We start from the raw sequence: 18548 nt of genomic DNA, 5'->3' as shown, positions 1-18548 counted from the left end.
GTTGATATAACGGACTTGGATCTCGTCTTGGCTCGGGGTCATCTTCATTCCGGCCAGTGACCAATTTTAGTTTGCAAAGGAGACAGGCACGATGTTCACCATTTCACGGCGCTTCGCCGTTGCTGCGACGCTTGCCACTGCCCTGATGTCGGCGCCAGTGCAGGGGCAGGAACTGACTGGTACGCTGAAGAAGATCAAGGATACCGGGGTCATCACACTGGGGCATCGCGAGTCGTCGATCCCGTTTTCGTACTATGACGACAAGCAGCAGGTCATCGGCTACTCGCAGGACTTGATGCTCAAGGCGGTAGATGCTATCAAGGCCGAATTGAAGCTGGCCAAGCTCGATGTCAAGCTGATTCCCGTCACATCCGAGAATCGCATCACGCTCGTCCAGAACGGATCGGTCGACCTCGAATGCGGTTCGACGACCAACACCACCGATCGTCAGAAACAGGTGAGCTTCTCGAACAGCATCTTTGTCGTCGGTACCCGTCTGATGACCAAGAGCAACTCCGGGATCAAGGACTTTCCTGACCTGGCCGGCAAGAGCGTGGTGACCACCGCCGGCACTACCTCCGACCGTCTACTGCGCAAGATGAACGAAGGCAACAATATGAAGATGAAGGTGATCAGCGCGAAGGATCACGGGGAAGCGTTCCTGACCCTGGAGAGCGGCCGTGCGGTGGCCTTCGTCATGGATGAAGTGTTGCTGTACGGCGAAATGGCCAAAGCCAAGAACGCCAGCGAGTGGGCAGTGGTCGGGACGCCGCAGTCATATGAAGCCTATGGCTGCATGATGCGCAAGGATGACCCGGCGTTCAAGAAAGTCGTCGATGGCGCGCTCGCCCAGGTGATGACCTCTGGCGAAGCCGAGAAGATCTACGCCAAGTGGTTCCTGCAGCCAATCCCGCCGAAGGGTCTGAACCTCAACTTCCAGCTCTCGTACGCACTCAAGAAGCTGTTCAAGTCGCCCAACGACAAGGCATACGATTAAGTGTCGTGCCAGGGACGCGGCGGCCTCCGGCAGGAGGCCCGCCCGATCAGAGATGGGCGTGGAGCAAGGGCGTAGAGTCCGCACCGGTCACAGCCACATCGGCATCCGCCACGACCGGGTTGGCCTCGAGGAAGGAACCGTCCATTGAGTAGACCGCCCGCTCGGGTGGCACCAAAACGTCGGACCGAGAGCCACGCGTCGGCTTGATCAGGGGACCCAGACTATCGAGATAGTCCCGCCTGCCCAGGTGCTTCTGGTAGACGGGGAACTCGATCGGCCGATCACGAAAGCTCTTGAGTGTTTGGCCGAGGCCGCGGATTCCCACTTCGCGCTCGCGGCGAACCCTCGACAGGTCAATTTCCACCGGCATGGTCTCTTCGCCACCCCCCGCCTCGTGGATCACGTAGCCTGACGGGCCAACGACAATCGACCGACCCGTTCCGCAGTCGCCCACGCCGTTGATATCAAAGAAGTAGCACTGGTTGATCGTGGCACTGGCGCGCGCGATCGGCAGCTCGACGTCACGGTCGATAGTGTCGGTCATGGTTGGGTGAAGGATGCATTCAGCGCCCATTGACACCAGAGTCCGGGTGGTTTCCGGGAACCACATGTCGTAGCAGATGGAAACCCCGAAGCGCCCGATATTGGGTACGTCGAAGGTGCAGAATTCCGTCCCGGGCTTGATGCCCATTTCGTAGGGGAGAAAGGGGAACATCTTGCGGTAGCGTGTCACCACCTTCCCATTCGGATCGATCACCGGCGTGGTGTTGTAGATGTCGTCACCGACGCGTTCGAACATCGACCCCGGCAGAAGCCAGAGGCCGTGTTTGGCGGCCATGTGGCAAAAAGTCTGCTCAGCCGGACCGCCCGCAGCTTGAGCGTGGTACGGGGCCGGTCCGAACGGCGCCAACTCGCTGAACACCACCATCTGGACCCAGGGAAAGCGGTGCATCAGGACATCCAGCTTGTGCCCCATCGCATCGATGTTCGCGTGCTCCATCGAGATGTTCATCTGGATGCCGGCAATTGAAAAAGGAACCATCAGCTAGCTTCTCCTTGCGCCTGAATTCGTTGTAGGACCGTCTTCAAACTCTACGTCGGGCCCGGCATCCCGGGCAATGCCGAGCGTCGCGGGGTATGATAGCATGCGCCCACCGGCAGACGCTTTCCGCCCGACGGCGATTGGGCGACCCGGGGTCGGGCGATCGACGCTTCGCCGGGGGCCGCCTTCTGGAGCAATAGTTCAGGCATTCAACGCGTGCAGCGACGCCTCGATGATATCCAGGCCCTCATTGAGCACCGCATCCGAGATGGTCAGCGGAACCATCACCCGCAATACATTGCCGTGCGGCCCACACAAGAGGAGCAACAAGCCGCGCTTGGCCGCTTCGGTCTTCAGTGCCGCGGCAATATCCGCAGCCGGTTGCCGCGGGTCACCATTGCGGCAGAACTCCACCGCCGTCATCGCGCCCAGTCCGCGCACCTCGGCGATCGTCGAGAACTGCTCCATCATGGCGCTGAAGCGCGTGCGCATGCGCTCACCGAGCGCCATCGAGCGAGCGCAGAGCTGTTCTTCCTCGACCACGTCGAGCACCGCCAGCGCTCCGGCAACCGCCACCGGATTGCCCGCATAGGTGGAACCGAGACCGCCAACGTCTGCCGCGTCCATGATGTGCGCCTTGCCGACCACCGCGGCGACCGGCAAGCCGCCACCGAGACCTTTGGCCATGGTGATGATGTCGGGCTCGACGCCATAGTGTTCGCTGGCAAACAGTTTGCCGCAGCGGGCAATGCCCGTCTGCACTTCATCGGCAACCAGCAGAATTCCGTGCGCGTCGCACAGTGTCCGCAGGCGGCGCAGGAAGCCTAGCGGTGCCGGAACGTAGCCACCTTCTCCCTGCACCGGTTCAATGAAGATGGCGGCAACGCGCGAGGCTTCGATACTGGTCGCGAACAGACGTTCGATGGCCGCGATGGAATCCTCTTCCGAGATACCCTGCAGGGCGTTCGGGAACGGAACATGGAAGATCTCGCCCGGGAATGGTCCGAACTTGATCTTGTAGGGAGCGACCTTGCCGGTCAGCGCCATGCCGAACATGGTGCGACCATGGAAGCCGCCACCGAAGGCGATCATGCCGGAGCGTCCGGTTGCCGCACGGGCGATCTTGACGGCATTCTCTATGGCTTCTGCCCCGGTATTGACGAGAAATGATTTCTTCGGCGTGCTACCCGGCGCGGCGGCGTTGAGGCGCTCACACAGCTCGACGTACGATTCGTAGGCCACAACCTGAAAGCAGGTATGGGTAAATGCTGCCAGTTGCTGGCGCGCCGCGGCGACGATGCGGGGATGGCAGTGCCCGGTATTGACCACCGCAATACCGGCGCAGAAGTCGATCCAGCGGCCGCCTTCGACATCCCAGATTTCTGCGTTCTCGGCCCTTTCGGCGAACAGCGCGTGTCCCTGGCCGACACCTCTCGGCAACGCCGCCGTGCGTCGGGCCATCAACTCGGAATTGGTCTTCAGGGTCAGCTTTTCGTTCGGTGCGTTCATGTTCATCTCCTTGGCAAAATTGACTTGGCGGTTCATTGGATCCCGCCGATACAGATGTATTTTATTTCCACGTAGTCCTCGATTCCGTACCGGGAACCCTCTCGACCCAGCCCGGAGGACTTCATGCCGCCGAACGGTGCCACCTCGGTCGAGATCAGACCGGTGTTGATTCCGACCATGCCGTATTCCAGGGCGCTGGCCACCCGCAAGCTGCGCGCCAGGTTCTCGGTATAGAAGTACGACGCCAGACCACACTCGGTATCGTTGGCCATCGCCACCGCATCGGCCTCGGTCGTGAAGGTGAACACCGGCGCCACCGGCCCGAAGACCTCTTCGTCAGCGATACGCATCGCCGGCGTCACTCCGGTGAGGATCGTTGGCTCGTAATACGTTCTCCCCAGGCTGTGGCGCCTGCCGCCACAGACGATGCGAGCCCCCTTGTCGCAAGCATCGGCGACCAGATCTTCCACTTTAACGAGCGCCGCGTCGTCGATCAGCGGGCCTTGTGTGACCCCGTCTTCAACGCCGTTGCCGACCCGCAGAGCGGCCACCGCGGCGGCAAGTTTTTCCACGAATGCATCGTGGATACCTTCCTGGACGAGCAATCGGTTGGCGCAGACGCAGGTCTGGCCGGTATTGCGATACTTGGAGAGCATCGCTCCCTGCACGGCGGCATCCAGGTCGGCATCGTCGAAGACGATGAACGGTGCGTTGCCGCCCAATTCGAGGGACAGCTTCTTGATCGTCGGTGCGCACTGCTGCATGAGAATCCGACCCACCTCCGTAGACCCGGTAAAGCTCAACTTGCGCACCGTCGGATTGGCGCACAACTCGCCGCCGATGGCCACCGGGTCTCCGGTGAGGACATTGAAGACTCCTTTGGGGACACCGGCTCGCTCCGCCAACTCGGCCAGCGCAAGTGCCGACAGCGGCGTCGCTTCAGCCGGCTTGAGCACTATCGTGCAGCCTGCCGCCAGTGCCGGACCGACCTTGCGGGTGATCATCGCGGCAGGAAAGTTCCACGGCGTGATCGCGGCACAGACGCCGATCGGTTCCTTGGCTACCAGTACGCGTTTGTCAGCGTGATGCGGGGGAATCATGTCCCCGTAGATTCGCTTCCCTTCCTCGGCAAACCACTCGATGAACGAAGCCGCGTAGGCGATTTCGCCGCGTGATTCGGCAAGCGGCTTGCCCTGCTCTGCGGTCATCAGTCGAGCGAGGTCCTCCTGATTGGCAAGCAGCAGTTCATGCCAACGGCGCAGAATCTTCGCCCTCTCGCCGGCAGTTCGGGCTCGCCATCCCGGCTGCGCAACGCGCGCTGCCTCGATGGCGCGACGGGTTTCGGCGCTACTCGCGTCGGGTACGGCGGCCAGGGGCTCCCCGGTAGCCGGGTTGGTCACGGTGAAGGTCCGCGCACTATCAGCGCCCACCCATTCGCCATCGATGTAGCACAACTGCTTGAGCAGTGATTTATCGGCAAGGTCCAAAGACTTATCTCCTGTTGGCTGGTTCAATCGCTCGCGCGACTTTCATGGTCACGGTCACCGGGGCGTAAGGCAGCCTTTACCTGCGCATCCCGAATTGGCGCTACTGTACAGGCGCAAACAGTTCCAGACTGAACCAATTGTTGCGACAATCACGATACCAATTTGGCGAGGTCACCGATGGACAAGTCGCTTTGCGCGGAACTGATCCGCTCTCGCCTAGAAGGCCAGGCCAATGAACCCGGATCACCGGCAAACCTGTACCTTGTGATTCGGCGCCTCATTCTCGACCGTGAATTGCCACCGGGCAGCCCACTCCCGCCGACCCGCGCGCTGACCTCCGAACTCGGGCTCAGCAGAAGCACGGTGGTGAGGGCCTACGAGAAACTGCGCGTGGAAGGGTATCTGCAGAGCCGCGGAGGTTCCGGAACTCTGGTCTCGGAAGCCCTCTCATTCGCAGGGCCGGGCGACGCGCAGCGCGGGCGCCCGTGGAGGCAAGGTAGACCCCTGTCGCGACGCGGAGCCGAGATCGCCCAGCACGCGACCAGCAGTCCGATTCAAAGCGGTGCGTTTGTGCCCGGGGTGCCGGACGTGAGTCTGTTTCCCTTCGCGACCTGGCGGCGCCTTTTGTCCAAGTACATTGGCCATGAACACCGCCAGTTGGCACGCTATGGCCACGGCGGATATGGGCCGTTGAAGGCAGTATTGGCGGAGTACCTGCGAGCATCGCGAATGATGTCCTGTTCCCCGCGGCAGATCCTCATCCTCAACGGTTCGCATCAGGCCATTGACCTGTGCGCGCGGATGCTCTGCGATGAAAAGGATCTGGTCTGGATGGAGGACCCGGGATACTGGGGCGCCAGCAACGTCTTGCGAGCCACCGGACTACACATTGAACCGATCCCGCTGGACGAGCAGGGCATCTCGCTGCCAACCGCTCCGGCGTCACCGCCGCGCCTGATTTTCGTCTCGCCATCGAGTCAATATCCCTCCGGGGTGGTGATGTCGCTCAGTCGGCGAATCAAGCTACTGGAACTGGCCGAGGAGCATAACGCCTGGGTCATAGAAGATGACTACGACAATGAGATCCGCTATCACCCGTACGCTATCGGCTCACTGTTCGGTCAGGCGCGGTCGCAACGAGTCCTTTACCTGGGCACTTTCAGCAAGACCATGTTTCCCGGCTTGCGCCTGGCCTACCTTGTGGTCCCCGAACACCTGGCCGAAGCGTTTGCCATCGGCAATGCCGAACTCTACCGGGAAGGGCGCTTGATCGAACAGGCCGCGCTCGCCGAATTCATCGACGAGGGGCACCTGACCACCCACCTGCGACGGGTTCGAAGCATCTATCAGGAGCGGCGCAACGTGCTCCGCAAAGCCATCGAATCTCGGCTCGGCGCCCTGGTGAGCACCACTGGAGGCCTGGCCGGTTTGCACCTTCCGTACTTTTTCAATCAAGCGCTCGACGACGTGGCGCTGTCCAGCGAAATGCTTGCCGCAGGCATCGTCTTGCGTCCGCTATCCATGTATTACGCGGATTCTCGGCAGTGCCGGTCCGGGATGATTCTCGGATTTGCTGCGGTTGACGCCAAGGCCATCGACGCTGCCGCCGACATCCTGTGCACAGCCGTCGAACGAAGGAGTCGACGCGAGCACGAGTCTGTTCGCGCACCGCGAGACCGGCAATGAACAGCGCTCATTGACCGCTTGCGTCAGGATTCTTGCCGTCAGTTAACGGAAGACGATCACCGGCACTTTGGAGTGCGACAGCACCTTCTGTGTCACACTGCCAAGCAGCAGATTCTTGATCTCGCTGCGACCGCGCGAGGCGATGAAGACAGCATCGCACTTGTTTTTCTTCGCCGCGTCGATGATTCCTTCGTAAGCCGTCGGTGTCTTGGTGACCAGCCCGGTGTACGCGACGCCGGCAGTTGCGGCGGCCTTGGCGATACGAGCGAGGTACTTCTCCCCCGCGGCCTGTGCCACCTGGTCGAGCTTATCCACCATTTTTTTGTCGATCAGGTCGCCGTCGCCGAAGGCTGAGGGCTGCAGCGCCGTTATCCCGTAGTAGCCGGTGACCTTTGCCCCCAGCGATTGTGCCAACTTGATGCCAGCCTTGATCGCCTTGAGCGACAGAACCGAACCGTCGGTTGGGATGAGGATGTTCTTGAACATATGATGTGCTCCCGGTAAAGGATAGAAAACCCAAGGACACGCAGTGGCAGTATAGGAGCCTTGATGAACTGTCGTCAATCTGAGAGAAAAGGCACACAAAAAAATGTTCGAAATCGTCCTGGTCGAGCCGGAGATCCCTCCCAATACCGGCAACGTGATCCGACTCGCCGCGAATACCGGTTGTCGGCTGCATCTGGTGAAACCGCTCGGTTTCGACCTGGCAGACAAGAACCTGCGCCGCGCCGGACTCGACTATCACGAATACGTCGAACTGCGGGTGCATGACGACTGGTCCAGCTTGCGCATTGCGCTCGCTGGGCGGCGCTTGTTTGCCTGCACGACCAGCGCCGTTCAAACGATCTCCGGCCAAGCCTTTCTGCCCGGCGACGTGTTCGTGTTCGGCGCCGAAACCCGTGGCCTATCGGCGGGGATCGTCGCCGAATTCCCTGATCAACGGCGACTACGGCTGCCCATGCTACCCGGCCAGCGCAGCCTCAACCTATCGAATTCTGTCGCGGTGGTGGTCTTCGAGGCCTGGCGTCAGAATGCTTACGCGGGGGGCGCGTGATGCCGCAGGTATGGCGGCCGACAGAGGCGGGTGCTCTGCTCGTTGTCCTGCGCCGTCGAGCGAGCCCAGACGGTGACCAGACCGGAGTTCTTGATGGTCTGATTGCAGCCGTCGATGGAGTAGAAGGCATGGATCGCGTTACGTTCGAAGTAGGTCAGCCACTCCTTGTTCGAGTCCTGATTGGCAAACCACTTCTTCCATTTTCCCTGCGAGCCGTCAATGGCCACCTGCCAGCCCTTGTCCTTGCGTTCCTGTGTGAACTGATCGCTGTCCCAGTGCATGACCATATACTTGTTCTGGTCGATGCATTGAGGCTTGGTCAGGGTCATGTAGATTTCCTGCGGGTGGTGATAGTGGAAGGGGTAGGCGGTATTGAACAGTTGCACGGTCATGCCGATCTCGGCGCCGACCTTTTCGCCGTCGATCTCCTTGATGCGCAGGTCGCCCCACGGACCCATCAGCTCGGCGTAGAGGTAGCCGCCGCGGAAACGGTCGCTACCGGCGGCCGGATTTTCCGCGTAGAAGGGAATCCAGCCAACCGAAGACCAGTCTGTTCTCCTCACATTGGTGGGTTGTCCGGACCCGGCTCGCGCCGGGCACCGCGCCTGCCGCTAGCGATTTACGTCGACCACTACGCGTCCGCGCACCTTGCCGTCGAGCAACTGGCTGGCCATCGGAATGGCTTCGGCGAGGCCGATCTCATTGGTGATCAGATCGAGCTTGGCGACGTCCAGATCAAGGCCCAGGCGCTGCCAGGCGACCAGACGATCCGGGCGCGGACACATCACGCTATCGACGCCGGCCAGGGTCACGGCGCGCAGGATGAAGGGCGCGACGGTCGACGGGAAGTCCATTCCGCCGGCCAGACCACAGGCCGTGACGACGCCACGGTATTTGGTCGTCGCACAAACGTTGGCTAAGGTATGGCTCCCGACGACGTCGACGGCTCCCGCCCAGCGTTCCCTTGCCAAAGGCTTGCCCGGCGACGAGAAGAGCGAACGTTCAAGGACCTCGGTCGCTCCCAGTCGCTTGACGTAATCGCTCTCCTCCGGCCGACCGCTGACGCCGACTACCGTGTAACCGAGCTTGGACAAGACGGCAACCGCGACGCTGCCGACGCCACCGGCAGCGCCGGTGACCAGGATCTCGCCCTTGTCCGGAGTCACGCCATTGCGTTCGAGGGCGAGCACGCAGAGCATCGCGGTGTAACCGGCAGTGCCGATGGCCATTGCCTGCTGCGGGGTGAATTGCTTAGGTAGCGGTACCAGCCATTCGCCCTTGAGACGTGCTTTTTGCGCCAGTCCGCCCCAATGGCCCTCACCGACGCCCCAACCGTTGAGCACGACGGCGTCGCCGACCTTGTACTCTGCGTGGCTGGTCGCCTCGACTGTGCCGACCAGGTCGACGCCGGGAACCATCGGGAACTTGCGTACCACCGGGCCCTTGCCGGTGATGGCCAGGCCATCCTTGTAGTTGAGCGTCGAATGACTCACCCGCACGGTCACATCACCGTCGGGCAGTTGCGACTCGTCGATGTCGTGGAGTGCGGCGCGATAGCCCGCGTCGTCCTTCTCGATGAGAATGCCTTTGAACATTTGCTGCTCCTTCTGTGTGATTAGACTGGTCGTCTAATAATATGTAAAAAAATCACCGCGATAAGACGCCGGCGAAAAACCCTTCCGAGAAAATATTGAGTGCCAGTGGATGGCGCTCAAGCTTTGCCCGGAGCACTGCTCCCTCCCATCCAATCCAGAAAAAAGCGGCCAGTTCCAGGCAATCGACCGCCGCTGAAATCTCGCCCGCTTCTTGTGCTGCCGAAAGGCAGCGTGCCAGTCGCTCCTGCCAATCGGCAAACACGCCACCGAGTTGCGCACGATACGATTCCGGCAGCGAGCCCATCTCCTGCCCGAGGTTGCCGATCAGGCAGCCGCGCTGGTAATCGTACCGGGCCATCCCGGCCTGCGCATTGGCGATGAAAGCGCGCAAGCGGTCGAGCGGGGGGTGCGCCGGGTCGGCAAGAAAACGTTCCAGTTTGCGAGCAAAGTAGGCGCCATACGAATCGATCAAGGCGGCGCCGAAAGCTTCCTTGCTGTCGAAGTAATGATAGAAGGACCCCTTGGGAACGCCGACGCGGCGCAGGATCTCGTCGATACCCGTCGCCGAGAAGCCTTTTTCGGTAAGGGCTTCAACGCCCGCCCGCAGCAGTAACTCGCGGGTGGCGAACGGGCTATCGCTGCGCTTTGGCGGGCGGCCTCGACGACGCGGAATCAAGCTGACGGTGTCCATGGATGGTTATATTAGACCGATCGGCTAATAAATACCAGAGGGGAAGCAAAAAAACGTTCGTGGCTGGCAAGCCAGCGCTGTCCGGCGCCGTGCCTTCGGGCTCGGGTGCCTGGGAATTGTATTGTCGTGTGTGGGGATGGCTGTCGGCTGTGACTTCGAGCCGCGCTCCTGGTCGGTGGCGATGACTCGCATTTCGCCGCCGCAGCGTGGGCGGACGAGCGGAAAGACATCATCCTAGATTCCTCCGTTGAAGACACCGAAGAACGCTAAGTGACCATCGTCAAACGGTTTTTCAGAGAGCTGACGGACACCAAAATGGAACTGGGGTGCAGTTGCAAAACTCGGTCGCAAACGTTTGCCGATACTGGCTTTCAGCCATCCGACCGAGGTCTCAGCAGCGGAATGTAGGATCATGCTCATCTTGATGACGCCACTCCGAACGCATCGGGAATGGGCAGTCGGCGTCATCAGCACCGTGGTCACCGGAATCGGCGGCGGGGCCATTGCGGTCCAGTATTTCGGACTGCAGGAGTGGGTGGATTCGGTGACCGGCCTCGTGGCTTCGAGGCCTGGCGTCAGAAGGCTTACGCGGGGGGCGTGTGACGCCGCCGGTATGGCGGCTTGACCATGACCCGTTAGCCTGTTCGCCCCGGTAGAACATCGTGCAGCAGACTGGCGGCATCGTGGATCATCTTCTCGGTGGTCTGCCAATCGACACACGCGTCGGTGACCGAGCAACCGTAGGTGAGCTGCGAGAGATCCTCGGGAATCGGCTGGTTGCCGGCCACCAGATTCGATTCGATCATCATGCCGACCAGCGACCGGTTGCCCAAACGTACCTGATTGACGACGTCGGCCATGACCAGTGGCTGCAGGTCATGCTTCTTGTAACTGTTGGCATGTGAGCAGTCGACCACGATGTTGGTCGGCAAACCCGCCTTGCGCAGCGCCTGTTCGGCCATCTGTACGCTGACCGTGTCATAGTTGGGTCGGCCGTCGCCACCGCGCAAGACCAGGTGACCGTAACGATTGCCACGCGTGCGCACGATCGACGTGCGTCCCTGTCCGTTGATGCCGAGGAAGCTGTGCGGCCCGGACGCCGAGACGATGGCGTTGACGGCGATCCCGATATCGCCGTTGGTGCCGTTCTTGAAGCCGACCGGGGTCGACAGGCCCGACGATATCTCGCGGTGCGTCTGCGACTCGGTAGTGCGTGCGCCGATCGCCGTCCAGGAAATCAGGTCACCGAGATACTGCGGCGCAATCGGGTCGAGCGCCTCGGTGCCCGCCGGTAGACCGAGTTCAGCGAGTTCGAGCAGGAACTGGCGCGCCTTGACCATTCCCTGGTCGACATGGAAGGAATCGTCCATGTCGGGGTCATTGATATAGCCTTTCCAGCCGGTCGTCGTGCGTGGCTTTTCAAAATAGACGCGCATCACCAGATAGAGGGTGTCGCTGACCTCGTCAGCGAGCCGCTTCAGGCGTTTGGCATAGTCTATACCGGCCACGGGGTCGTGGATAGAGCATGGGCCAACGACGACGAAGATGCGCTGGTCGCTGCGATCGAGAATGTTGCGCAGGACCTCGCGGCCACGCATGACCTCGCTGGCTGCGCCAGGGGGCAGCGGCAGGCGAGCGTCGATTTCCTCCGGCGAGGGCATGGGGTCGAAGGCGCTAACGTTGATGTTGCCGAGGTCGAGCATGGTCATGGGCACAGTCACTTGCAGAGTTGATGAACGAGGTCTTTGACCGCTGCCACACGGTCGGCGAGCGTCGGGCAGTGGCGTTTGAGGAGCAGCCTGTCCTGCCCGGCCAGCCGGTAGTGGTGGTCCTTCTGGATCAGGTTGATGATCTTCATGGGGTCGATCGGCGGGTCGGCTTCGAATTGCACGACGATCTGCTCCAGGGTCGCGTCGAGTTTGCTGACGCCGAGCGGTTTGCAGAGCAGGCGTAGCCGGTGGCTGTCGAGCAGCGCGCGGCCCTGCGGCGGCAACTCGCCAAAGCGATCGACCAGTTCTTCCTGCAGGGCGGAAATTTCGTCGGCCACGCGGCAGTTGGCCAGGCGTTTGTAAAGCGTCAGCCTCTCGTGGACGTCCGGTGCGTAGGCGTCGGGGAGCAGGGCAGGGATGTGCAGGTTTATCTCGGTAGCGATCGCCAGCGCTTGCGTCGGGTCGGGCTCCTTCCCTTGTTTGAGCGCCGCGACGGCCCGGTTGAGCATCTCGGTGAACAGATTGAAACCGACTTCCTGCATCTCCCCCGACTGGCTGTCGCCGAGTACTTCACCGGCGCCGCGGATTTCGAGGTCATGCATGGCCAGGTAGAAACCGGCACCCAGTTCATCCATCATCTGGATGGCTTCGAGTCGCAGGCGAGCCTGTTTGCTGAGTGCCGTCTCGTCGTGCGTCAGCAGGTAGGCGTAGGCTTGGTGGTGCGAGCGCCCGACGCGACCACGGAGCTGGTGCAACTGGGCAAGGCCGAACTTCTCGGCCCGGTTGATGACCATGGTGTTGGCGTGCGGATTGTCGATGCCGGTCTCGATGATCGTCGTGCACAGCAGGACGTTGGCTCGCTGTTGAGTGAAGTCGCGCATCACGCGCTCCAGGTCACGTTCCTTGAGCTGGCCGTGGCCGACGACGATACGGGCCTCGGGCAACAGCTTGGCAAGCTTGTCGCGCATGTTTTCAATGGTGTCGACTTCGTTGTGCAGGAAGTACACTTGGCCCCCGCGTTTGAATTCACGTAGCAGCGCCTCGCGGATGATGCCGTCGGAAAAGCGGGTGACGAAGGTCTTGATTGCCAGCCGCTTCTGCGGTGCCGTGGCGATGACCGAGAAGTCGCGCAGGCCTTCGAGCGACATGCCGAGCGTTCGCGGGATCGGAGTGGCGGTCAAGGTGAGCACGTCAACCTCGGCACGAAGCGCCTTCAACGCCTCCTTCTGGCGGACCCCGAAGCGGTGTTCCTCGTCGATGACCACCAGACCAAGACGGCTGAACTGCACGTCCTTCTGCAGCAGGCGGTGCGTGCCGATGATGATGTCGAGCTTGCCGTCGGCCAGTTCCCTGAGTGCCTGGTTGGCCTCCCTGCCGCTCTTGAAGCGCGAGATCTCGGCGATGGTCACCGGCCAGTCGGCAAAGCGGTCGCTGAAAGTCTGGAAATGCTGTTCGCAGAGCAGGGTGGTCGGGCAGAGGACGGCCACCTGTCGGCCGCCAGCGACCGCGCAGAACGCGGCGCGCAAGGCCACCTCGGTCTTGCCGAAGCCGACGTCACCGCAGACCAGGCGGTCCATCGGCCGGCCCGACTTCATGTCTTCAATCACCGCGGTGATCGCACCTGCCTGATCGACCGTTTCTTCAAAGCCAAAACCGTCGGCGAAGGCGTCGTAGTCATGAGCCTTGAACTCACAGGCGTGCCCCTGCCGTGCTGCCCGCAGGGCATAGAGAGCGAGCAGCTCCGCCGCCGTATCGCGGGCCTGCAGAGCGGCACGGCGTTTGGCTTTTTCCCATTGTGGCGAGCCGAGCGTGTGCAGCGGAGCTGCGTCGGGGTCAGCGCCCGAGTAGTGCGAGATGACGTGCAATTGCGACACAGGCACATACAACCTGGCATCGCCGGCGTAATGGAGTTCGAGGAACTCCGTGTCGCCTTCACCCAGGTCGAGGAGAACGAGACCCTGATAGCGTGCGATGCCATGTTGCTCATGGACCACCGGAGCACCGATCTTCAATTCGGTCAGGTCGCGCAGCCAGTTGTCGACCGATGCCTTGCGCTGGGCCACATGGCGCCCGCGACGTGATGGGCTGTCGGCGTAGAGTTCGGCTTCGGTGATGATTGCCAGTTGATCGAGCAGGAAACCGTCATGCAGCGGCGCCATCCCCAGCGCCAGCTTGCTGCGGGAGGCCAGGAACTCGGAAAAACCGGCGTAGGGTTCGGGGTGTAGTCCGTATTCCGCGAAAAGTCCGGCCAGCATTTCCCGCCGCCCGGGGGTCTCGGCAAGCAGCAGCACGTGGCCAGGGAAGCCGTCGATGAAGGCCTTGAGACGGTACAGCGGGTCTTCAGCCCGGCGGTCGACGGCCAGGGACGGCAAGCTGCGCACCGGGCCGTTGAGCGACCCACTCAGTAATCCACACTCGCCGGCAGCGATGTCCACGCGGGCGTAGGACCTGGCGGCGACGAAGAAGGGTTCCTCGGCCAGGAAAAGATCGGCTGGCGGCAACAGCGGATGGGTTCGGTCACCTGAGAGCATGGTGTAACGCGACTGCGCCTCACGCCAAAAGGTGCGAATCGCTTCGGGCACGTCGCGGTGCAGACAAAGCACGGTCTGTTTCGGCAGGTAGTCGAAGAGGGTGGCCGTTTCCTCGAAAAAAAGCGGCAGCCAGTATTCGATACCCGCTGGCGGAACGCCATTCGAGACATCCTTGTAGATCCGCGAGCGGCCGGGGTCGCCTTCGAAGATTTCGCGGAAGCGCTGGCGGAAACGCGCGCGTCCCTGGTCATCGAGCGGAAACTCGCGCGCCGGCAGCAGGCGGACTTCAGGCACCGGATAGAGCGTGCGCTGGTTATCGACGTCAAAGGTCTTGATGCTTTCGATTTCGTTGTCGAAGAGATCGAGACGGTAAGGTAGTGGTGAGCCCATCGGGAAAAGGTCGACGATGCCACCGCGGATCGAGTATTCGCCCGGCGCGACGACTTGCGTGACATGAGCGTAGCCGGCAAGCGTCAGCTGGGCGCGGAACTGCGCCGAATCGAGTTTTTCGCCCTGCTTGAGAAAGAAGGTGTAGGCGGCCAGATAGGCTGGCGGCGAAAGGCGGTAAACGGCGGTGCTGGCGGGTACCAGCAGCACGTCACAATCGCCGCGGGTGACGGCATATAGCGTTGCCAGGCGCTCTGAGACGAGATCGTGGTGTGGCGAAAAGCCGTCATAGGGCAATGTTTCCCAGTCCGGCAGCAACCGTACGCGCAGATCGGCGGCGAACCACGGGATTTCGTCCAGCAGGCGCTGGGCATCGCTGGCGTGGGCGGTCACTACCGCCAGCATGCGCCGCCGGGCGCCGATACCGGCGCCCGCTGCCGCTCTGGCGATCAGAAGCGCGTCGGCCGAGCCGGCAAACGGGGGGAAATGAAGCTTTTCGCCGATGGCTGGCAGCGGCGACACGGGAAGCGGCAATGACAAGGAAGACGACTCGCGACTCGACATCTGAGCTGATGGGATCTGCGCAGGCTGGTCAAGGCAAGGCAGCGAAAGGGGGGCATTATACGTGATCGAGCCGAGCGCACAGCGCACTGAAGAACTGCGAGGCGCCGCTACGAATCGAGTAATCTACGGCGTCCGAGAGAGGCGTCGGGTGGGGATTGACTTCCACCACCGTCGCACCGGAGCTTCTTGCCCAGAGCGGCAGGCGGGCGGCAGGTTGGACGGTGAACGACGTGCCGACGCAGAAGAAGACATCAGCATTGATACTGCGTAGTTCGGCAGCGGCAAATACTTCCTCATCGAGCGCCTCGCCGAACAATACCAGGTCGGGCCGCACCGGGCCGCCGCAGTCGGGGCAAGGAAAAGGTTCGACGGCGTCTTGCTGCCAGACGGCAACGAAGCCGCAGCGCCGATGACAACGCAGCCGATGAATCGTGCCATGGACTTCGAGTACGTCATCATTCCCTGCACGCGCATGATAGCCGTCGATGTTCTGGGTGATGATGGTCAGCCGCTTCGTCGCACAGATTTCCTCAAGCCTGGCAATCGCGCGATGACCTGCATTCGGACTCCGGTCATCGACCAGGTGCTTCAGTTGCAGCAGCCAGTCCCAGACCACCCGCGGTTGGCGCAAGAAGCCTTCAATGCTGGCGACTTCGTCAGGGTCCACGTTGTTCCACAAGCCGGTTGAGCCATCGCGAAAGGTGGGAATGCCGCTGTCCGCAGACAGCCCGGCGCCCGAGAAGACGACGATTTCCCGCGCTTGGCGTACCTCGTGCAGAATGCGAGCGACCGACTCCAGGCTGGGTGATGGCATGAGGCTCTCCTTGGTTCCTCCCTGTTTCTGAGCCGCACGAACGCACGGCGTACCGGCTTCCGAACCCGTTGCGCAGGATTCAGCAGCAAAGATGCAAAGATGCAAGCAGGCAAGTATACGAGGATACGCGGGAAGCGCGCGCGTGCGCCGCGCTGGGCCACCGCCGTGCACCGGCTGGGGATCTGCAGTCGCCCATTCGCTCCAGCGAACGACGTTTTACGGACGGTTCGTTGTATAAATGCGACACAATGCCAAACCGATGGTTGAAGCAAAACAAGTTTGTATGCTTAAATCTCCTCACTGCGCAAAAATCGCATCGCATCACACGCATTTGGACCCAACAGAAATTAATCGAGGAGGAACATCTTGAAATCGAAAATCATCACCACCCTACTGGCCTCTATCGGCCTTTTCGCGGCCGCTGGCGCTACACAGGCCCAAACCGCTGCTGATCGCGTCTACGTGATCGACCAGCGCGGCGAAGTCGTGATCAGCGGTACCGGCCTTTGCTGGCGCACGGGGTTCTGGACGCCAGCCGCGGCAGCTACGGATCCGGCGGGCTGCAAGTGCGATAAAGATCTGATTCCGCGGGAAGTCTGTGAGCCGGCAGTGATCGCCAAGGCCGCACCGGCCGCCGCCCCGTCGGCGAAGCCGTCGGGTGACAAGATCACCATCGCTGCCGATGCGCTGTTCGACTTCAACAAGTCGACTCTGCGTCCGGAAGGCAAGAAGAAGCTCGACGAAGTGGTCGCCAAGTCGAAGGAACTCAAGCTTGAAGTCATCCTGGCCGTTGGTCACACCGACCGCATCGGAACCGATGCCTATAACCAGAAACTCTCCGAGCAGCGCGCTGCGTCGGTCAAGCAGTACCTGGTCGGCAAGGGCGTCGAAGCGAGCCGTATCTACACCGAAGGCAAGGGCAAGAAGAATCCGGTTACCAAGCCTGATCAGTGCCTCGGCAAGACGAGCCCGAAGGTCATTGCCTGCCTGCAGCCTGACCGTCGTGTCGACATCGAACTCATCGGCACCAAGTAATTCCGGCCATGTGAAAAAACCCCGCTTCGGCGGGGTTTTTTTTAGGCTCTGCGAGCGGTGAGCGCAATGATGGCGCCTGTGGAAATTGTCGACCTGGTCATCGAGGCGCGGTGGCTGGTCCCCGTCGATCCGCCTGAGGCAGTTCTCGAGAACTACGCGGTGGCCATCGATCACGGCCGGATCCTTGACGTTCTCCCGCAGAGTGAGGTCGCAGCCCGCTTTTCGCCACGCCAGCGCAAGCGGCTCGACCAGCATGTGTTGATTCCGGGGCTGATCAATCTGCACACGCATGCCGCGATGACCCTGCTCCGTGGTCTTGCCGATGACCGGCCGCTGATGGAGTGGCTGCACCATCACGTCTGGCCGGCCGAGGCACAGCACGTCTCGGCGCAGTTCGTCCATGACGGCACCCGGCTGGCCTGCGCCGAAATGTTGCGCGGTGGCATCACGTGCTTCAACGATATGTATTTCTTCCCCGGCGCCGCGGCTGACGCAGCGCTCGCCTCAGGAATCCGCGCCGCGATAGGTCTGATCACCGTCGACTTTCCGAGCAACTACGCGGCTGATGCGGATGACTATCTTGCCAAAGGTCTCGCCGTTCGCGACCAGCGCCTCGACGAGCCGTTGTTGTCGTTCTGCCTCGCCCCGCATGCGCCATACACGGTCGGCGAGCGGAGTTTTGCCAGGGTGCTGACACTCGCTGAGCAAATCGACTTGCCGATTCACCTCCATTTGCACGAAACGGCGCATGAAATCAACGACAGCATGGAACGTTTCGGCATGCGCCCGATTGAGCGCATTCGTCGGCTGGGTTTGCTGAGTCCGGCCTTGATTGCCGTGCACGCGGTGCACGTCAACGCCGAGGAAATCGAATTGCTGGCGCAGCATGGATGCTCGGTCGCTCATTGTCCAAGTTCGAATCTCAAGCTTGCCAGTGGCATTGCACCGATCACCGCACTGTCTGCGAGAGGGATCAACATCGGTCTCGGTACAGACGGCGCCGCGAGTAACAATCGTCTCGACCTGTTTCAGGAAATGCGCCTGGCCGCGTTGCTGGCCAAGGAAGAAAGTGGGCGTGCCGATGCCATCAATGCCCACCGTGTATTGCACATGGCGACGCTCGGGGGCGCTCGGGCTCTTGGTCTCGAGGCGGACATCGGCTCCATCGCAGTGGGCAAGTATGCCGACCTGTGCGCCGTCAGTCTCAACGATATTGCCCTCGCTCCCTGCTACGACCCGGTCTCGCACCTGACCTACGCAGTAGGCCGGGAGCATGTTTCTGACGTATGGGTGGCGGGCCGGATACGCGTTGAAAACGGGCAACTGGTTGAAAACAACGCGCCTGGATTGATAAAGCTGGCGCTCTTGTGGCAAAATAAAATTCGTCCGTGATGAGTTCAGTCGACAACGAGGCATAACCGGCTATGCGGATCCGTTTCGCAAGCTC

General features: G+C 61.5%; 16 protein-coding genes. 5 read left to right on the top strand and 11 right to left on the bottom strand.

The annotated features are described in order from the left end of the window. Positions 1–91 precede the first annotated feature (91 nt). On the top strand, positions 92–997 hold the full coding sequence (locus ACCAA_RS20645; protein WP_186409132.1) for a glutamate/aspartate ABC transporter substrate-binding protein: 906 nt from the start codon (positions 92–94) through the stop codon (positions 995–997). Positions 998–1043: 46 nt separating this feature from the next. Here the strand turns inward: ACCAA_RS20645 and ACCAA_RS20640 are convergent, their stop codons facing one another. The 3 genes from ACCAA_RS20640 to ACCAA_RS20630 form a co-directional block, all read right to left on the bottom strand. Then, positions 1044–2039, bottom strand: a complete 996-nt coding sequence (locus ACCAA_RS20640; RefSeq protein ID WP_186409131.1) for a carbon-nitrogen hydrolase family protein — start codon at positions 2037–2039, stop codon at positions 1044–1046. 201 nt (positions 2040–2240) lie between these two features. Further along, on the bottom strand, positions 2241–3548 hold the full coding sequence (gene gabT, locus ACCAA_RS20635; RefSeq protein ID WP_186409130.1) for a 4-aminobutyrate--2-oxoglutarate transaminase: 1308 nt from the start codon (positions 3546–3548) through the stop codon (positions 2241–2243). 32 nt (positions 3549–3580) lie between these two features. Further along, complete coding sequence (locus ACCAA_RS20630) at positions 3581–5035, bottom strand: NAD-dependent succinate-semialdehyde dehydrogenase (protein ID WP_186409129.1); 1455 nt, start codon at positions 5033–5035, stop codon at positions 3581–3583. 177 nt (positions 5036–5212) lie between these two features. Between ACCAA_RS20630 and pdxR the strand changes: the two genes are divergently transcribed. Further along, positions 5213–6721, top strand: a complete 1509-nt coding sequence (gene pdxR / locus ACCAA_RS20625) for a MocR-like pyridoxine biosynthesis transcription factor PdxR (protein ID WP_186409128.1) — start codon at positions 5213–5215, stop codon at positions 6719–6721. Between the two features lie 42 nt (positions 6722–6763). Here pdxR and ACCAA_RS20620 read toward each other — a convergent pair whose 3' ends face one another. After that, positions 6764–7207: a universal stress protein gene (locus tag ACCAA_RS20620; RefSeq protein ID WP_186409127.1), complete on the bottom strand. Its 444-nt coding sequence runs from the start codon at positions 7205–7207 to the stop codon at positions 6764–6766. Positions 7208–7310: 103 nt separating this feature from the next. On the opposite strand from ACCAA_RS20620, the gene ACCAA_RS20615 reads away from it, so the two are divergent. Then, positions 7311–7775, top strand: a complete 465-nt coding sequence (locus ACCAA_RS20615; RefSeq protein WP_186409126.1) for a tRNA (cytidine(34)-2'-O)-methyltransferase — start codon at positions 7311–7313, stop codon at positions 7773–7775. Here ACCAA_RS20615 and ACCAA_RS20610 read toward each other — a convergent pair. The 7 genes from ACCAA_RS20610 to ACCAA_RS20580 all read right to left on the bottom strand — a co-directional run bounded on the left by ACCAA_RS20610 (position 7757) and on the right by ACCAA_RS20580 (position 16066). Continuing rightward, the gene (locus tag ACCAA_RS20610) at positions 7757–8338 is read right to left on the bottom strand and encodes a dimethylsulfonioproprionate lyase family protein (RefSeq protein ID WP_245754710.1); all 582 of its coding nucleotides are present in this window, start codon (positions 8336–8338) and stop codon (positions 7757–7759) included. The two genes, ACCAA_RS20615 and ACCAA_RS20610, sit on opposite strands and share 19 nt — an antisense overlap. Positions 8339–8386: 48 nt before the next feature. Beyond that, positions 8387–9370, bottom strand: coding sequence for an acrylyl-CoA reductase (NADPH) (gene acuI, locus ACCAA_RS20605; RefSeq protein ID WP_186409125.1), 984 nt, complete (start codon positions 9368–9370; stop codon positions 8387–8389). Between the two features lie 52 nt (positions 9371–9422). Continuing rightward, entirely contained in the window at positions 9423–10061 is a 639-nt protein-coding gene (gene acuR, locus ACCAA_RS20600; protein WP_186409124.1) for an acrylate utilization transcriptional regulator AcuR, read from the bottom strand. A 234-nt stretch (positions 10062–10295) separates the two neighbouring features. Further along, entirely contained in the window at positions 10296–10481 is a 186-nt protein-coding gene (locus ACCAA_RS20595; protein WP_186409123.1) for a hypothetical protein, read from the bottom strand. Between the two features lie 215 nt (positions 10482–10696). Further along, entirely contained in the window at positions 10697–11770 is a 1074-nt protein-coding gene (locus ACCAA_RS20590) for a 3-deoxy-7-phosphoheptulonate synthase (protein WP_186409122.1), read from the bottom strand. Positions 11771–11778: 8 nt separating this feature from the next. Beyond that, positions 11779–15252 (bottom strand): transcription-repair coupling factor, encoded by a 3474-nt coding sequence (gene mfd, locus ACCAA_RS20585; protein ID WP_245754709.1) that lies wholly within the window; start codon positions 15250–15252, stop codon positions 11779–11781. 55 nt (positions 15253–15307) lie between these two features. Further along, the gene (locus ACCAA_RS20580; RefSeq protein ID WP_186409120.1) at positions 15308–16066 is read right to left on the bottom strand and encodes an SIR2 family NAD-dependent protein deacylase; all 759 of its coding nucleotides are present in this window, start codon (positions 16064–16066) and stop codon (positions 15308–15310) included. A gap of 366 nt (positions 16067–16432) precedes the next feature. On the opposite strand from ACCAA_RS20580, the gene ACCAA_RS20575 reads away from it, so the two are divergent. Together ACCAA_RS20575 and ACCAA_RS20570 are read left to right on the top strand one after the other, a co-directional pair. Then, entirely contained in the window at positions 16433–17101 is a 669-nt protein-coding gene (locus tag ACCAA_RS20575) for an OmpA family protein (protein WP_186409119.1), read from the top strand. 66 nt (positions 17102–17167) lie between these two features. Then, complete coding sequence (locus tag ACCAA_RS20570; protein WP_186409118.1) at positions 17168–18493, top strand: TRZ/ATZ family hydrolase; 1326 nt, start codon at positions 17168–17170, stop codon at positions 18491–18493. Positions 18494–18548 lie beyond the last annotated feature (55 nt).

It is taken from the genome of Candidatus Accumulibacter aalborgensis (assembly GCF_900089955.1).
In the GTDB taxonomy this organism is placed as follows: domain Bacteria; phylum Pseudomonadota; class Gammaproteobacteria; order Burkholderiales; family Rhodocyclaceae; genus Accumulibacter; species Accumulibacter aalborgensis.
Note: the sequence above shows the minus strand (reverse complement) of the source record. Positions and strands in the feature narration are given on the sequence as shown.

Coding starts and splice junctions, on each gene's coding strand:
- ACCAA_RS20645 (WP_186409132.1), top strand. CDS start 92: ATGTTCACCATTTCACGGCGCTTCGCCGTTGCTGCGACGCTTGCCACT.
- ACCAA_RS20640 (WP_186409131.1), bottom strand. CDS start 2,039: ATGGTTCCTTTTTCAATTGCCGGCATCCAGATGAACATCTCGATGGAG.
- gabT (WP_186409130.1), bottom strand. CDS start 3,548: ATGAACGCACCGAACGAAAAGCTGACCCTGAAGACCAATTCCGAGTTG.
- pdxR (WP_186409128.1), top strand. CDS start 5,213: ATGGACAAGTCGCTTTGCGCGGAACTGATCCGCTCTCGCCTAGAAGGC.
- ACCAA_RS20620 (WP_186409127.1), bottom strand. CDS start 7,207: ATGTTCAAGAACATCCTCATCCCAACCGACGGTTCGGTTCTGTCGCTC.
- ACCAA_RS20615 (WP_186409126.1), top strand. CDS start 7,311: ATGTTCGAAATCGTCCTGGTCGAGCCGGAGATCCCTCCCAATACCGGC.
- acuI (WP_186409125.1), bottom strand. CDS start 9,370: ATGTTCAAAGGCATTCTCATCGAGAAGGACGACGCGGGCTATCGCGCC.
- acuR (WP_186409124.1), bottom strand. CDS start 10,061: ATGGACACCGTCAGCTTGATTCCGCGTCGTCGAGGCCGCCCGCCAAAG.
- ACCAA_RS20595 (WP_186409123.1), bottom strand. CDS start 10,481: ATGAGCATGATCCTACATTCCGCTGCTGAGACCTCGGTCGGATGGCTG.
- ACCAA_RS20590 (WP_186409122.1), bottom strand. CDS start 11,770: ATGACCATGCTCGACCTCGGCAACATCAACGTTAGCGCCTTCGACCCC.
- mfd (WP_245754709.1), bottom strand. CDS start 15,252: ATGTCGAGTCGCGAGTCGTCTTCCTTGTCATTGCCGCTTCCCGTGTCG.
- ACCAA_RS20580 (WP_186409120.1), bottom strand. CDS start 16,066: ATGCCATCACCCAGCCTGGAGTCGGTCGCTCGCATTCTGCACGAGGTA.
- ACCAA_RS20570 (WP_186409118.1), top strand. CDS start 17,168: ATGATGGCGCCTGTGGAAATTGTCGACCTGGTCATCGAGGCGCGGTGG.